General features: G+C 59.0%; 13 protein-coding genes (1 of these 13 cut by a window edge). 4 read left to right on the forward strand and 9 right to left on the reverse strand.

The genetic code is table 11. The annotated features are described in order from the left end of the window. From pssA to AC13EY_RS09160, 4 genes are all read right to left on the reverse strand, one after another. A protein-coding gene (pssA, locus tag AC13EY_RS09145) for a CDP-diacylglycerol--serine O-phosphatidyltransferase (protein ID WP_233048348.1) crosses the window boundary here: on the reverse strand, positions 1 to 649 show its 5' portion. Its footprint begins 182 nt before the window's first position; only the first 649 of its 831 coding nucleotides appear in the window; the start codon lies at positions 647 to 649; its stop codon lies off the left edge, out of view. Positions 650 to 775: 126 nt separating this feature from the next. Then, positions 776 to 1,792 (reverse strand): ketol-acid reductoisomerase, encoded by a 1,017-nt coding sequence (gene ilvC / locus AC13EY_RS09150; RefSeq protein WP_088276446.1) that lies wholly within the window; start codon positions 1,790 to 1,792, stop codon positions 776 to 778. Positions 1,793 to 1,841: 49 nt separating this feature from the next. Further along, a complete protein-coding gene (gene ilvN, locus AC13EY_RS09155) occupies positions 1,842 to 2,333 on the reverse strand; it encodes an acetolactate synthase small subunit (protein ID WP_088276445.1) in 492 nt (163 codons plus the stop codon). Between the two features lies 1 nt (position 2,334). Continuing rightward, positions 2,335 to 4,065, reverse strand: coding sequence for an acetolactate synthase 3 large subunit (locus tag AC13EY_RS09160; protein ID WP_233048349.1), 1,731 nt, complete (start codon positions 4,063 to 4,065; stop codon positions 2,335 to 2,337). 414 nt (positions 4,066 to 4,479) lie between these two features. Between AC13EY_RS09160 and AC13EY_RS09165 the strand changes: the two genes are divergently transcribed. After that, complete coding sequence (locus tag AC13EY_RS09165) at positions 4,480 to 4,914, forward strand: DUF4124 domain-containing protein (RefSeq protein ID WP_233048350.1); 435 nt, start codon at positions 4,480 to 4,482, stop codon at positions 4,912 to 4,914. On the opposite strand, the gene AC13EY_RS09170 is transcribed toward AC13EY_RS09165, so the two are convergent. From AC13EY_RS09170 to mrcB, 3 genes are all read right to left on the reverse strand, one after another. Next, positions 4,905 to 5,231 (reverse strand): YqcC family protein, encoded by a 327-nt coding sequence (locus AC13EY_RS09170; RefSeq protein ID WP_233048351.1) that lies wholly within the window; start codon positions 5,229 to 5,231, stop codon positions 4,905 to 4,907. The two genes, AC13EY_RS09165 and AC13EY_RS09170, sit on opposite strands and share 10 nt — an antisense overlap. Before the next feature lie 20 nt (positions 5,232 to 5,251). Further along, the gene (locus tag AC13EY_RS09175; RefSeq protein WP_276530410.1) at positions 5,252 to 5,926 is read right to left on the reverse strand and encodes a tetratricopeptide repeat protein; all 675 of its coding nucleotides are present in this window, start codon (positions 5,924 to 5,926) and stop codon (positions 5,252 to 5,254) included. Positions 5,927 to 5,990: 64 nt separating this feature from the next. Beyond that, positions 5,991 to 8,318: a penicillin-binding protein 1B gene (gene mrcB / locus AC13EY_RS09180; RefSeq protein ID WP_233048352.1), complete on the reverse strand. Its 2,328-nt coding sequence runs from the start codon at positions 8,316 to 8,318 to the stop codon at positions 5,991 to 5,993. Positions 8,319 to 8,441: 123 nt separating this feature from the next. On the opposite strand from mrcB, the gene AC13EY_RS09185 reads away from it, so the two are divergent. From AC13EY_RS09185 to AC13EY_RS09195, 3 genes are all read left to right on the forward strand, one after another. Continuing rightward, on the forward strand, positions 8,442 to 9,986 hold the full coding sequence (locus AC13EY_RS09185; protein ID WP_233048353.1) for a bifunctional aminoglycoside phosphotransferase/ATP-binding protein: 1,545 nt from the start codon (positions 8,442 to 8,444) through the stop codon (positions 9,984 to 9,986). 200 nt (positions 9,987 to 10,186) lie between these two features. Then, entirely contained in the window at positions 10,187 to 10,468 is a 282-nt protein-coding gene (locus AC13EY_RS09190) for a TfoX/Sxy family protein (protein WP_228246891.1), read from the forward strand. Positions 10,469 to 10,641: 173 nt separating this feature from the next. Continuing rightward, positions 10,642 to 11,439: a cyclic nucleotide-binding domain-containing protein gene (locus AC13EY_RS09195; RefSeq protein ID WP_228246890.1), complete on the forward strand. Its 798-nt coding sequence runs from the start codon at positions 10,642 to 10,644 to the stop codon at positions 11,437 to 11,439. 219 nt (positions 11,440 to 11,658) lie between these two features. Here AC13EY_RS09195 and AC13EY_RS09200 read toward each other — a convergent pair whose 3' ends face one another. Together AC13EY_RS09200 and AC13EY_RS09205 are read right to left on the reverse strand one after the other, a co-directional pair. Beyond that, positions 11,659 to 13,080 (reverse strand): efflux transporter outer membrane subunit, encoded by a 1,422-nt coding sequence (locus tag AC13EY_RS09200; RefSeq protein ID WP_335599009.1) that lies wholly within the window; start codon positions 13,078 to 13,080, stop codon positions 11,659 to 11,661. After that, on the reverse strand, positions 13,077 to 16,211 hold the full coding sequence (locus AC13EY_RS09205) for an efflux RND transporter permease subunit (protein WP_233048355.1): 3,135 nt from the start codon (positions 16,209 to 16,211) through the stop codon (positions 13,077 to 13,079). The genes AC13EY_RS09200 and AC13EY_RS09205 overlap by 4 nt, the downstream gene beginning before the upstream one ends. Positions 16,212 to 16,214: the final 3 nt, after the last annotated feature.

Here is a 16,214-nt window from a genome sequence, read left to right on the forward strand (position 1 = left end):
CCTTGAAGCTGTAGTAGCGGAAGTTACTGACCATCAGCAAGCCGCCTAGCGCAGTGAGTATGCCAACCAACAGAGCAATATCATTGCCGTCAACACCGAAGTCACTCAGTGACCAGACCATGCCGGCGACGAGCCCCGCCCCCGATGGGCTCGGCAACCCGGTGAAGTAACGCTTATCGTCATCACCAATATGCGTGTTGAAGCGAGCCAGACGCAGTGCAGCACCCGCTACGTAGATGAACGCAAACACCCACCCCACCTTACCCAAATCAGTCAACGCCCAACTGAACACAACAACAGCTGGGGCGATGCCGAAAGCGACCATATCCGACAACGAGTCGTACTCGGCACCAAAGGCACTCTGGGTGTTGGTCAGACGCGCAACGCGGCCGTCCAGGCCATCAAGCACCATGGCAATGAAAATGGCGACCGCCGCATGGGTGAAGTTGCCGTCCATTGCACTGACAATGGCGTAAAAGCCGGAAAACAGCGCCGCCGTGGTAAACAGATTGGGCAGCAGATAAATTCCTTTGTGACGAATCTTACGACCGTCTGGCCCTGACACCTCTTCGACGTGCTCATCAATCGGCAGCAGCGCGTGTGCACCTTCTACCTCGGTGTCATGGTCTTTGATTTGATGTTCTGTCATAGAGTTACCTTGCAACATTGCCGGGCTGAACAGTGTGGCAATTTGACAAACAAATAACCAGTTCAGCTCCGCGTTCGGACATAAAAAAACGCGGCTTGAAAGCCGCGTTTTTCATTATCGCTCGACTTAGTTCTTGGACTTGTCGACGATCTTGTTCGAAGCAATCCACGGCATCATTGCGCGGAGCTTCTCACCCACCTGCTCGATCGGGTGCGCCGCGTTGTTACGACGGGCAGCAGTCATCGACGGATAGTTGTGAGCACCTTCAGCGATGAACATCTTGGCGTACTCACCGTCCTGAATACGCTTCAGGGCATTGCGCATGGCTGCACGGGACTCATCGTTGATGACTTCCGGGCCAGTCACGTACTCACCATACTCCGCGTTGTTGGAGATGGAGTAGTTCATGTTGGCGATACCGCCTTCGTACATCAGGTCGACGATCAGCTTCAGTTCGTGCAGACATTCGAAGTAGGCCATTTCCGGCGCGTAGCCTGCCTCAACGAGCGTTTCGAAACCGGCCTTGACCAGCTCGACAGCACCGCCACACAGAACAGCCTGCTCACCGAACAAGTCGGTTTCGGTCTCATCCTTGAACGTAGTTTCGATGATGCCGGTACGACCGCCGCCCACACCGCTGGCGTAGGACAGCGCAACGTTCTTGGCATTGCCGGACGCGTCCTGGAAGATCGCGATCAGGTCAGGAATACCGCCGCCCTTGACGAACTCCGAGCGCACAGTATGGCCCGGCGCTTTCGGTGCGATCATGATGACGTCAAGGTCAGCACGCGGAACGATCTGGTTGTAGTGGATAGCAAAGCCGTGAGCGAAGGCCAGGGTAGCGCCCTGCTTCAGGTTGGGCTCAATCTCGGCCTTGTACAGCTGAGACTGGAATTCGTCCGGGGTCAGGATCATGACAACGTCAGCTGCTGCAACAGCGGCCGGCACATCGCTGACCTTCAGGCCATGGGCCTCAGCCTTGGCGATGGAGCTGGAACCAGGACGCAGGCCAACAGTTACATCGACGCCGGAGTCTTTCAGGTTGCAGGCGTGCGCGTGGCCCTGCGAACCGTAGCCGATGATGGCAACTTTCTTGCCCTGGATGATGCTCAGATCACAATCTTTATCGTAATAGACTTGCATGAAATTCCCCTGCTTACTGAGCGGGCCATCTGGCCCGCAACCCATTAGTTTAGATACTCAAAACCTTTTCACCGCGGGCGATACCCGATACCCCAGTGCGCACAACTTCCAGTACCGACGTCGGACCGATGGCCTCGACAAAGCTGTTCAGCTTGTCGCTGGTTCCAGTCAGCTGCACGGTATAGACACTCGGTGACACATCCACGATCTGACCGCGGAAGATATCAGTCGTCCGCTTGACCTCGGCACGCTGAGCGCCGGTAGCCTTGATCTTGACCAGCATCAACTCGCGCTCAATGTGGGCACCTTCGGACAAGTTGACCAGCTTCACCACTTCGATCAGCTTGTTGAGGTTCTTGGTGATCTGCTCGATCACCTCATCCTGACCGACGGTTGTCAGCGTCAGGCGCGACAAGGTCGGATCTTCAGTCGGCGCAACCGTCAGCGTCTCGATGTTGTAGTTGCGCTGCGAAAACAGACCAACCACCCGAGAGAGCGCGCCTGGCTCGTTTTCCAGAAGAACGGAAATGATGTGTCTCATGTCAGGTGCGCTCCGTTTTGCTCAGCCACATATCACGCATCGCGCCACCACGAATCTGCATCGGGTAGACGTGCTCACTGGTATCAACCGCAATGTCCAGGAAGACCAGTCGATCCTTCATGGCAAACGCTTCAGCCATCTTGCTCTTGAGCTCCTTCGGATCAGTGATGCGAATACCCACGTGACCATAGGCCTCGGCCAGCTTGACGAAGTCCGGCAGCGAATCCATGTAGGAGTGCGAATAGCGACTGTTGTACTGCATGTCCTGCCATTGGCGGACCATGCCGAGCGCACCGTTGTTCAGATTGACGATCTTGACCGGCATGTCGTACTGCAGGCAGGTCGAGAGCTCCTGAATGTTCATCTGGATACTGCCTTCGCCGGTAACACAGGCGACGGTGGCCTCCGGAAAATTCAGCTGCACGCCCATGGCTGCCGGAAAGCCGAAGCCCATGGTCCCCAGGCCGCCGGAGTTGATCCAGCGATTGGGCTTGTCAAAGCGGTAGTACTGCGCCGCGAACATCTGGTGCTGGCCAACGTCAGAAGTGATGAAGGCATCGCCTCCAGTGACTTCCCACAACGCCTCGATCACGGCCTGGGGCTTGATGATGCTGCCGTCACCCTTGTCATAGGGAAACAGCGCGCCATCGCCGCGCCACTCGTCGATCTGCTTCCACCAGGTTGCCTGCGCATCAGGATCGGGTGTTTCACCGATCTCCTTGAGGATCGCAACCATCTCGGTCAGCACGCTCTCGACCGGACCGACGATCGGAATATCGGCCTTGACCATCTTGGAGATAGACGCCGGATCAATATCGATATGAATAATCTTGGCGTTCGGGCAGAACTTGGAAGAGTCCTCACCGTTGATGACGCGGTCATCAAATCGTGCGCCGACCGCCAGGATTACATCCGCGTGATGCATTGTCAGGTTGGCGGTGTAGCTGCCATGCATACCCAGCATGCCGACAAACTGCTGATCGGTGCCAGGGAATGCGCCCAAGCCCATCAGCGTGTTGGTAACCGGCACATTCAGCGCCTTGGCCAGCTCGGTCAGAGGAGTTGATGCTCCACCCAGAATGACCCCGCCACCGGAGTAGATGACCGGACGCTTGGCCGCCAGCATCATCTCGACGGCTTTGCGAATCTGGCCGGAATGACCGCGGGTAGCCGGATTATAGGAGCGCAGCTTGACCTTCTTCGGGTAGCTGTACTCGAACTTGTCGGCCGGATTGGTCATGTCCTTGGGAATGTCGATGACAACAGGGCCAGGACGACCACTCTGAGCCAGATAGAAGGCCTTCTTGATGACCTCGGGAATCTCGCGCGGATCCTTGACCATGAAGCTGTGCTTCACGATCGGGCGGGAGACGCCGACCATGTCGGTTTCCTGGAAGGCATCGGAGCCCACCATGTTGCTCGCAACCTGACCGGAGATGACGACCATCGGAATGGAATCCATGTAGGCAGTCGCAATACCGGTAATGGTATTGGTCGCGCCCGGACCGGAGGTCACCAACACCACACCGGGCTTGCCGGTGGCGCGCGCGTAACCATCAGCCATATGGGCTGCGGCCTGTTCGTGGCGAACCAGAATATGCTCTACGTCATCCTGCCGAAAAATGGCATCGTAGATATGCAGAAGGGCACCGCCCGGGTACCCGTAGATGTATTTAACACCCTCGTCACGCAATGAGCGGACGACCATCTCAGCGCCGGATAAAAGCTCCACTTTTGAATCACCTCTAGCATGCCGACCACCAACATGGCGGGCAGCAGGATACCTGTTTACTGCTCGGCAGCGCAGAACAACGGTGGTTGTACTGCATCAGCTTTGACTACGTGCTTGGAGGCGCATTCCTGCTGTTTCGGAATCACCTCACCCAGCGCGAGGTAGCGCGTGCGGGTGCCAGGCCAGGTGGCGACGGGTTTCGCCTCCCGGAATGAGCAACAAAATCAGCCGTCACGAACGCGGGGTGTGCTCCGAAAACAGCTGACTCATGAGAACCACGAATTGTTTACACTCAAGACGTACAAGTCAAGCCAAGTTGCAGAAAACCCCTACCAAGGGATATACCTTGTCAAGAGGATCCGCACTCGGTAGCGGGCAACGCTTATTTCGCGGCAATACAAGGATGCTAGAACCATGCGCAAGTTGATGATCACCTTCCTACTGGCCCTGGGCTGCAGCAGCGCAATGGCGACCCAGCTGTACAAATGGGTCGATGAAAATGGCGTGACACAGTTCAGCCAGCAACCTCCGCCAGACAGTCAATATCAGCGCATGAACGTTGCACCCGTGCCGGAGCTGGGTGCGCCGGCGCAGCCGAACCCACCTGTGACCAGTGACAGCCCGGAGCCAGCGACAAACGATGTATCCCCGGCAGTCGATGAGGCCGCTGCCAAAGCGGAGCTTGAAGCGTACTGTGCATCACAGCGCAATCGCCTTACCACGATGGAGAACAACCCGCGACTGAGTCGCACCTTGCCGGACGGCACGGTTGAGCGCATAGGTGAAGATGAGCGACAGGCCATGATCGCCGAAACTCGCTCAGACTTGCAGAAGTACTGTCAGGACTGACGGACAGCCTCAGCCCAGCGGGCAGCAAGGTGATCGATACTGATCAGAGCAGCCAGCAGACTTTCGCGTCGACGACCGAGGTGAGCAAAAACCTGCTCACCCATCGGATGCAGCCGACACTCACCGGGCAGTGGCCGCCCCTGCTCAATGAGCATCGTTATCTGCGGTATGAGCACCCACTGCAGCCAATGCTCGAAGGCAAGAGTATCAACACAGAATGGTTCCTGACTCTCCAGGCGCCAGTCTTCCGGAGCTGTCTGCGACCAGAGCCCCAGCTCGCGAAGGACTTGCTCAAGTTCGCCAAGCGCATTGAGCAAGGCCTGTCCGGTAGCCGCACTCAAAGCGAAACGCGAGCCCGCTGACGCGCCTGTTCGGCACCAGCGCTATTGCCTTGCGCATCACGCGCCTGCGCGACCAGCTCCCAAAGCCCGGCCTGCAGGGCTGGACGGCCGGACGCGTAGGTCAGACCGCGCTGTGCCAGTTGTTCTGCCTGGGCGGCATCCCCTTGACGCAACCGCACCTGCGCCAGCCGATACAGCACCTGAGGTTCGCGCGGAGCGATGCGCATGGCTCGCTCCAGACTGGCATTGGCACCATTGAGATCACCGCTGCCTTCCTGTTGCCGCGCAGTCGTCAGCAACGCCAGCACCGGGCCGGAAAGCTGCTCATCGGGTTGCAGCACGGAGCTGCCGCCGGTACTGCTGCCAGTGCTGCTACCGGCTGTGCCTGCAGCGGCGCCGCCGACATCGGTCGAAAACACCGGCTGACTGTCCAGCGGGTAGGACTGCACGGCACTGGAGCCGCCAGCACCATCCGGAACCATCACGACCACGCCACTATCCTGCGGCGCAGAGGTTTGCGGAGAACTGCCGACGACCCTGCCCGCACCGGTGCGCATATCCTCATTGGATACCGGGCGCCCCGAATCCACTACCGGGATCGCCCCGCCCGAAACGGTACAACCGGACAGCACCGCCAGGACGGCTGCAGTCAGTGCAGCCTGTTTAATCATCTTCACGTCTGTTCCTCTGCTGAATCATCTGAACCGGGATTCGCAACAGCATACTGAGAGCAGCTCAACGCAGCCAGTCGCGAATGGTATCCAGCACACGATTGGCACCGTCTCGAAGGACCTCGGTATCGATCACCGGCCGGCATCCCGGGCCAGGCAGTGGCTCGTAACCGGCGCGGAACGGAAACTCGACGCTGCCCTCGCAGGACGGATCGCTGCCAAGCCCGGTCGCGGGGTCAACCCAGGCCGAAACCACACCACCCGGCGGCACTGCCGACAGGCTCTGCGGATGCGCCTGCCCCATAAACGCGTTCCAAACCTGAAGCGCGCCAGTCGCACCGGTCAGTCGCGTCTGACTGTTGTCATCACGACCGATCCACGACACGGCGACCAGATCGTCAGAGAAGCCGGCAAACCAGCTGTCGCGCAGGTCATTTGTTGTGCCGGTTTTGCCCGCCAGTCGCACGTTCGCCGGCACATGGCTGTAGGCCGAACGACCGGTGCCTTCACTCATGACATGACTCATGGCTTCCTGAGTCAGGTAGATCGTCGCCGAATCAAAGCGCTGGCGCACCTCGAACGGATAACGCTTGAGCGGCTCGCCCTCGGCAGTCAGTACGTTGCGAATTGCACGCAGCGGCGTATTGAATCCGCCATTGGCGATGGTCTGAAACATATCGGCTACCTGCATGGGGGTCATTGCGCCAGACCCCAGCAGCATCGCCGGATAGGCCGGCCAGTCGTGGTCAACACCAAGCCGCCGGACAGTATTGAGCACATTGTCCACGCCAACATCCACGCCAACACGCACCGCGGCCTGATTGTAGGACTTGGCCAGGGCCATATAGAGCGGCACCTGCCCGTGGCTCTGCCGATCATAGTTCTGCGGAGACCAGGTCTTGCCGGGCTCGGCCTCAAGGGTAATCGGCTCATCGTCAATCGGAGTAATCAGCGAATAGCGCTCCGGCTTTTCCAGGGCAGTCAGATAGATCGCGGGCTTGATCAACGAGCCGATTGGCCGCGAAGCATCAAGCGCCCGGTTGAAACCGGAGAAACGCGGATTGCTGCCGCCTACCAGCGCAAGCACCTCGCCGGTCTGCGCGCCAGTCACCACCATTGCCGCTTCCAGCGGCGGTCTGTCCGGTGTCTGACCAAAGCGCTTGAGCGTCGATTGCACGGCATCTTCAGCCTTCTTCTGCAGCAACGGATCAAAGCTGGTGAAAATACGCAGCCCCTCGCTGGTCAAATCCTCATCGCGATAGTCGGCACGCAACTGACGTTTGACCAGATCCATAAACGCCGGATGACTGGTGTTGGCCATACTGCCGCCAACCGTCACATCCAGCGGCTTACCTTTGGCATCACTGGCCTGCTGCTGGCTGATCATGCCCTGCTCAGCCATCAGATCCAGAACCAGATTGCGCCGGGTCATCGCCCGCTCCGGGTTGCGACGCGGATTGTAGTAGGACGCCCCCTTGACCATACCCACCAGCAGCGCGACCTGGTGCAGCTGCAGTTCCTGCAACGGTTGGGCGAAGTAGTACTGACTGGCCAGGCCAAAACCGTGTACGGCACGATTGCCATCCTGGCCCAGGAACACTTCGTTGAGGTACGCCTCGAGAATGTCTTCCTTGCTGTAGTGCAACTCCAGCAGCACCGCCATCATGGCTTCAAGCCCTTTGCGCACGATATTGCGGTCGGCCGAGAGGAAGAAGTTTTTTACCAGTTGCTGGGTCAGCGTGCTGCCGCCCTGCTGCAAGCTGCCAGAGGTCAGGTTGACGAACATCGCACGGGCAATCCCCTTGGGCGATACGCCGAAGTGATTGAAAAAATCGCGGTCTTCCACAGCAACCAGCGAATCAACCAGATAAGGTGGCGCCTGATCCAGCCGAATCAGGATGCGATCCTCGTTGTGTGCCGGGTAGATACCGCCGATCATCATGGGCTCAAGCCGCGCCATCACCAGGTCACGATTGCCGCCAATGCTGCTGATAGTTGAACCGTTGAAGTGGACGCTGACCTTCTGCGCTGGCTCGGTGCCCTCGAAAAACTGAAAGCCGCGGGTGTAGACATCGATACGACTGCTGCCCACCGCCATCTGCCCCGGCCCGTTGGCCGCATTGGTCTGCCGGTAGCCCAGCGCACGCAGTTCGGTGAGGAAGTCATCACGGGTGAGGGCACGCCCCGCGTACAGTTCCAGCGGCCGCGCGAATACCTTGGCCGGCACGGCCCAGCGCTTGCCCGAAAACTTCTCCTGCACAACCGCGTCCAGATAGACCGCGAGCGCGCCCAGCAGCACCATGCCGACCAGTCCCAACTTGAGCAGCCAACCCCATAACCGGCGCCCGCCAGTGGACTTGACCTTGCCTCGAGACCTGCGTTTTTTAGCCATCGTTGTCTGTCTTGCTCCGCATCCGTTGAACCCGCAGCCGCTGCCGCCGGTAATTGACTATGGTTGGCCTCGGACCAGCCAACCCGCATAATGTTCGCATTGCCGACCAAACAAGGAAACGTCGTGAGCCAGACCCTGTTAACTGCGCTGCAGAACCCTGACCTGTATGACCACCCGGTGAGCGGTTTTACTCTGATCGAGACCCACATTTCCTGGGTACTGCTGACCGGCGACTACGTCTACAAGGTCAAGAAGCCCGTGAACTTCGGTTTTCTCGACTTTTCCACACTGGCGCAACGCGAGCATTTCTGCCGTGAAGAGGTTCGTCTGAACCGCCGTATCGCGCCCGACCTGTACCTTGACGTCATTGCCGTCACCGGCAGCGAAGACGCACCAACCCTGGGCGGCGAAGGTCCTGCCATCGAGTACATGGTCAAGACCCGGCAGTTCCGCCAGCAGGACCTGCTGAGCAATCTGCAGCGGGACGGCGGTCTGACCAGCGCCCATATCGACGAACTTGCCCAGGTTATGGCGCGTTTTCACGGCCAGATCGAACACGCCGAACTCGATACCCCGTTCGGCGCGCCGGAGCAGGTTCATGCCCCGGTTGCCCAGAACTTTGAACAGATCCGCCCCTTCCTCAGCAGTGCACGGGATCTTGGACAGCTCGACGCGCTCGAGCAGTGGGCGAATACTACCTACCAGCGGCTGATTCCCCAAATCGCCGAACGCAAGGCCGGCGGTATGGTCCGCGAATGTCACGGCGACGTTTACCTGGATAACGTTACCCTGATCGACGGGCAAGTGACGCTGTTTGACTGCATCGAGTTCAACGAGCCCTTCCGCTGGACCGACGTCATGGCCGATGTCGCGTTCATGAGCATGGATCTTGAAGACCGCGGCCTGCACGCCCTGTCAAACCGTTTTGTCAGCGCCTATCTGGAACAGACCGGCGACTACCAGGGACTCGCAGTGCTTAACTACTACAAGGCCTACCGGGCCGTGGTACGAGCCAAGGTTGCCCTGTTCGGCCTCAACGACGGCATGACCGAGGAGCAGCGGGCAGCGACAATGCAGCGCTACTACAGCTATACCGCGCTGGCCGAAAGCTACAGCGAACTGGCGCCGCGTTTCGGCCTGCTGACCTTCGGCGTCTCAGGTAGCGGCAAAAGCACCCTGGCCGTCAAGCTGGTTGAGCAACTCGGCGCCATTCGCATCCGTTCCGACGTCGAGCGCAAACGCCTGTTCGGCGACGAAGACAATGCCAGCCTGGAGTCCGGCCTTTACAGCCCGGAACGCAGCGAACAAACATACCGGCGGCTAGCCAATCTGGCCGCCCAGATACTCGCCAGCGGCTACCCCGTGATTGTTGATGCAACCCATCTGAAGCAGAACCAGCGCGACCTGGTCCGCGATGCTATCGAAAATCAGGGCGCGCCCTGCCTGATTCTGCAATGCGAAGCACCGCAGGAAGTAATCGAACACTGGCTTGAGCAACGCCAGCAGCAAGGCGGTGACATCTCCGACGCAGGTATTGAAGTCATGCACCACCAACTGACCACCCGGCAACCGCTCAGTGACGAGGAGGCACAACTGGCTGTGCAGATCGATACCAGCAGCGAGGAAGCCATGAACAGCATTGCCGAGCAGCTTCGCCAGCGCCTTTAAGCGCTGGCCGTCGCTCGCTGTACGGATAGCCAAGGTCGATCTACACTGCAGTTCGGGATCACTAATAACAAAAGCCGAACCCGACGCCATGCCGCATATTACTCTGTGCCCGGATACCGTGCCGGGCCCATCTCGCCTTCTGCCTTTGCTGTCTTCACGTAGCACCCCAGAATCGCAACGATCCACGCGGGAGTGCCCCTATGGATACCGATGAACTGCTGGGCCTGCGCAACCTTGGAAAAACCTCGGCGCAATGGCTGCACGCCTCCGGCATCCACAGCCTTGACCAGCTCCGCCAGCTGGGGCCGGTAGAGGCCTACCGCGCCGTTCGCACGCGCGGCTTCAATGCTTCCAAGGCACTGATGTTCTCAATCGCCGGCGCCCTGCAAAACGTGCACTGGAATGAACTTGATCCGGCATACAAGCGCCAGTTGCTCGAGCAGCTTGAGGGCAGAACAGGCAGCGACACCGGCGAGGATTAAGCGACCTGGCTCACACTGGCACCGCGATCATCTTGCCCGTGTACCGGCAGCCTTTTATGTTGACGTAATGCAACCTGACTGCGCTAATGTAACGCTATCCTGCAGTGTCGGCGCCCCCGTCCGACCCCGTGATTCCGACGGCGTATCAGGGCAACAACAAAAGGAATTCAGCCATGTATCTGATAGGTGATCAGCCACCCTACGCCGAGAAGCTCATTGCCTCGCTTCAACGCATACCGGAACTTCTGCTTGAGGGGCTTGAGCCCTGCGGTGAACCGATTGAACTGGGTGCGATAGACAACCTTTACGATCACGTCAGCGGAGCTCAGCTTTATCTGCTCAAAAGCGGTCTGCTGCACGCACTGATAGATGGGAAGCCATTGTTCTACATCCAGGAGGGTGACCTCATCGGCTTGCGTCAGGGCCTGAATGCGGCGCCCTGCACCTATCTGAGCGAAGAATCGCTGACTCTGATTCCCTACGACCGCGAAGCCCTGTTCAGGCACATTCACGCTGACAGCCGCCGTCAGGAGCAGTTCACCCAGTATGTGCTGGGTCAGGCCGCACTGATGTCGGATGCACTGGCACACACCAAGCAACCCGAAGTCAGGCCGGTCACAGGGTTCCAGCACTTTGCCCCGGGAGCGGAGCTGATTCGCCAGGGGGATGAGGCTGATCACGTATTCATCATCACCGAGGGTCACGCCGAAGCCTTCGTTCAGGGCATCAAGGTCGGTGACGTACAGAAAGATGAAATTTTCGGTGCCATGGCCCTGTTCACCCGCGAAAAGCGCTCCGCCACCGTGATTGCCAGCGTGCCGACCACCGTCATGATGATCCCTAAGGAACAGTTCCTCGCGCTGATGCAGAGCAATCCACGCATCGCGCACAGCCTGATTGAAAGCATGGCCCGACGCATCGACCTGATGAACAAGGAACTGACGCACTACAAGCAGCAGGCGCAGAAATAATTCTCATTTGGGCTTGACAGGCAAATGATAACGTTTATCATTAGCAACAAGTCATCGCGAGATGGCTGTGATAACAGGATTGTCGCGAGACAAACGGTTATCTCCTCATCAGGCTAATCACGGATTTCGCCCGCTCACTGAGCGGGCTTTTTTTTGGTTTTTGGACACAAAAAACGCCGTCCAGCCCAGGCTGAACGGCGCTTCAGACACGCTGCAAGCCTAGCCTTCCGTATTGGCAGCCTGCGTGGCTCGGGTCTCGGCAAAGTCACCACCGCCCAGCGCCTTATACAGACTGATCTCGCTGAGCAGTTGACTCAGTCGGTCAGAAATCACGCTCTGCCGGGCTTCAAACAGCTGACGCTGAGCGTCCAGCAACGTGAGATAGCTGTCGACACCAATGTTGTAACGCCGATCCGCCAAGCGGAAATACTCCTCCGACGCCTCCAGCAGCGCGCGCCGGGCAGCCACCTGGTCTACATAGGTTTGCCGCGCCTGCAGCCCGTCGGCAACCTCGCGGAAGGCACTCTGAATGACGCCTTCATAGCGGGCAACCTGCTGATTACGGCTGATTTCCGCATAATCCAGACTGGCTTTCAGGGCGCCCGCGCGAAAAATCGGCACGCTGATGCTCGGCGAGAATGTCCAGTACTCGGACCCGCTTCCAAACAGACCCGACAGCTCATTACTGGCTGTGCCGGCGGCGCCAGTCAGGCTGATACGGGGGAAGAATGCCGCCTTGGCAGCACCGATACTGGCATTGACCGCCAGTAACTGGTACTCGGCCTGCAGCACATCAGGACGGTTGTATAGCACCTCGGAGGACAGCCCCACCGGCAACTGAGCAAGCACCGGCTCGTCCAGCAGCAGCGGATTGCCTGCTGTTACTGACCACGGCTGCCCAACCAGCACGGTCAGGGCATTACGATCCTGCGCGACCTGACGCTGATAGCGGGCCAGCACCGCCCGGGCCGACTCGACCGCCGTCCTGGTCTGAGCCAGTTCCAGACTCGACGCCACGCCAACCTCGTTGCTGCGCTTGGTCAACGCGTAGCTGTCTTCGTAGGTCTTCAAAGTCTCTGCGGCAACATCCAGCAGCGCCTGATCGGCCTGCAGCGTCAGGTAGGTACTGGCAACCTCGGCGACCAGACTGATCTGCACGCCACGGCGGGCCTCGTCACTGGCCAGGAAGGTCTGCAGCGCCTGCTCACGCAGACTGCCGATGCGTCCGAACAAGTCCAGCTCCCAGGATAGCCCCAGGGTTGCCGAGTACTGGGAATTGATTGATCGCTGCTCGCCTCCGGACAGATCCTGCGGCATTCGGGTACGCGTGCCGCTGCCGTTGGCATCAAGCTGCGGATAGCGCTCGGCACCCTGAATGTCGTACAGCGCGCGATTGGCTTGCACGTTCAAGGCCGCAACCCTCAGGTCGCGGTTGTTCTCCAGTGCCAGACCTATCAGATGCTGCAGCTGCGGGTCCTTGAAGAACCCGCGCCAGCCAACGAGCGGGGTCTGCTCCATCCCCTGCTCGACACCTTCACTCCAGTTGAGCGGCACCGGAGGTGCCGGACGCTCATATTCCGGTATCAATGAACAGCCGCTCAGAGCAGCCAGGACCGCAAGGCTCAATACGCCGCGTTTCACTGTGCATCCTCCGCTGTGTCAGTCTTGCCCTTGCGTTCGGTGAACCACTGAGTCACCAGGACATAAAACAGTGGCACCCAGAAAATCGCCAGCACAGTAGCGGTGATCATGCCGCCAATCACACCGGTACCGATCGCATGCGAGCTACCGGCACCAGCACCGGAGGCCAGCGCCAGCGGCACAACCCCCAAGGTAAAGGCCAGCGAGGTCATGATGATCGGGCGCAGGCGCAGACGGCAGGCTTCAACCGCTGCTTCGCCGATACTCATGCCCTGCTCATGCAGATCCTTGGCAAATTCGACAATCAGAATCGCGTTCTTGGCCGTCAAACCGATAGTCGTCAACAGGCCGACCTGGAAGAACACGTCGTTCGAAAGGCCACGGCCTAGTGTTGCCAGCAAGGCACCAATAACACCAAGTGGAACGACCAGCATGACTGCCAGCGGAATCGACCAGCTCTCGTAGAGCGCGGCCAGACAGAGGAACACGACAATCAGCGACAGTGCATACAGCGCCGGCGCCTGATCACCGGACAACCGCTCCTCGAACGACAGGCCGGTCCAGGACAGGCCGATCCCCTTGGGCAACTGCTGACCAAGCCGCTCGATTTCAGCCATCGCATCACCGGTACTGTAGCCAGGACCAGGTTCACCCTGTATTTCCATCGCCGGCACACCGTTATAGCGCGACAGCTTCGGTGAGCCATAGACCCACTCGCCAGTGGCAAAGGCACTGAACGGCACCATCTCGCCCTGACTGTTGCGCACAAACCATTTCTGCAGGTCTTCCGGATTCATCCGCGAATCAGCCTGGCCTTGCAGGAAAACCTTCTTGACCCGACCACGATCAATAAAGTCGTTCACATAGCTCGAGCCCCAGGCAATCGACAGCGTCTGGTTAATATCGGCCAGCGACAATCCCAGCGCACTGGCCTTCTCGTCGTCGATGATCAACTGGAACTGCGGCTGGTCATCCTGGCCATTGGGCCGCACGTTGGCCAGCACCGGGCTCTGCGAGGCCATGCCAAGCAACTGATTGCGCGCCTGCATCAATACGTCATGACCTGCGCCGGCGTTATCCTGCAGATAAACGTTGAAACCTGAGGCAGTACCCAGCTCCATCACCGCAGGCGGTGCGAACGCAAACACCATGGCATCACGGAACCCGGCAAAATACTGCTGTGCTCGCTGCTGCACAGCGAAGACGCTCAGGTCAGGATCATTGCGCTCTTCCCAGGGCTTGAGACCGATAAATGCCAGACCGGCATTCTGTCCGCGGCCGGCAAAATTGAAGCCGGTAACAGTGAACACGGAGCTGACCGAGTCCGACTCCTGCTCAAGCAAATACGTCCGCATCGCGTCGACAGTTTGCTGCGTGCGTTCGGCACTCGCGCCAACAGGAGCCTGAACCTGGGCAAACAGCACACCCTGATCCTCACCAGGCAGGAAAGAGCTTGGCAAACGGGTAAACAGGAACGCCATCAGTGCAACAATCACCACATAGAGCAGCAAATAGGGCGTCTTGCGCTGCAGAATTGAGGCTACGCTACCCTCGTACCGCTTTACGCCGCGATCAAAGGTCCGATTGAACCAGCCGAAAAAGCCTCGCTCTGCCTGGGTATGCCCCTTCTGCACCGGTTTGAGAATAGTGGCGCACAGTGCCGGAGTAAAAATCAGCGCGACCAGCACCGACAGAATCATCGCCGATGCAATGGTGATCGAGAACTGGCGGTAGATCACACCGGTAGAGCCACCGAAGAATGCCATTGGCAGAAATACCGCAGACAGCACCAGACCAATACCCACCAGCGCGCCCTGAATCTGCCCCATCGAACGACGCGTTGCCTCCAGCGGCGACAGCCCCTCTTCGGCCATGACTCGCTCGACGTTTTCAACCACCACGATGGCATCATCCACCAGCAGACCAATCGCCAGCACCATGGCAAACATGGTCAGGATGTTGATGGTGAAACCAAATGCCGCCAGCAGACCAAAGGTCCCGAGCAGCACCACCGGCACAGCCAGGGTCGGGATCAGCGTCGCCCGGAAGTTCTGCAGGAACAGGTACATCACCAAGAACACGAGCACTACCGCTTCGAACAGGGTTTTGACAACACCCAGAATCGACTCGGACACCACCGGCGACGTGTCGTAAGGAAACTCGACTTTCATCCCCTCGGGGAAAAAGGGCTCCAGATCGGCCAGCGTCTTGCGAATGGCCTTGGCAGTCTCCAGCGCGTTGGCACCGGTCGCCAGCTTGATCGCCATGCCTGACGCCGGCATACCATTATAGAGTGCGGTGATATCGGCATTCTGCGCGCCCAACTCGACGCTGGCCACATCGCCCAGACGCACCTGTGAGCCGTCACTGTTGACCTTCAGCAGAATGTCGCGGAACTGCTCCGGGGTCTGCAGGCGCGTCTTGCTCAGGATGGTAGCGTTCAACTGCTGCCCTGGCACCGCCGGCAAACCGCCGAACTGACCGGCCGAGACCTGCACGTTCTGGGCCTTGATTGCCGTGCTGACATCACCCGGCATCAGGTTGAAGCTGTTCAGTTTGGCGGGATCGAGCCAGATACGCATGGCGTAAGGCGCACCGAATACCTGAAAGTCACCAACACCCTGAGTCCGCGAGATCGGGTCCTGGATGTTGGAGACGATGTAATCGGCCAGATCGAAGCGATCCATGCTGCCGTCTTCAGATACCACGGCAACGACCATCAGGAAGTTACGCACCGCCTTGGTCACGCGAATACCCTGCTGCTGAACCTCCTGCGGCAACAGCGGCGTGGCCAGTTGCAGCTTGTTCTGCACCTGTACCTGAGCGATGTCCGGATCAGTGCCCTGGTTGAAGGTCACGGTAATCGACATGCTGCCGTCGGAATTGCTCTCCGACGAGATATAGCGCAACCCGTCGATGCCGTTAAGCTGCTGCTCGATGACCTGTACGACCGTATCCTGCACGGTCTGCGCAGAGGCGCCCGGATAGGACACGGAAATACCGACCGCCGGAGGAGCAATGCTCGGATACTGATTGATCGGCAGCTTGAGGATGGCAAGCCCACCAACCAGCATGATGACCAGTGCGACTACCCAGGCAAAGATCGGGCGGTCGATAAAAAATCTCGACATAAT

The sequence above is a fragment of the Halopseudomonas sp. L-58 genome, assembly GCF_056859475.1.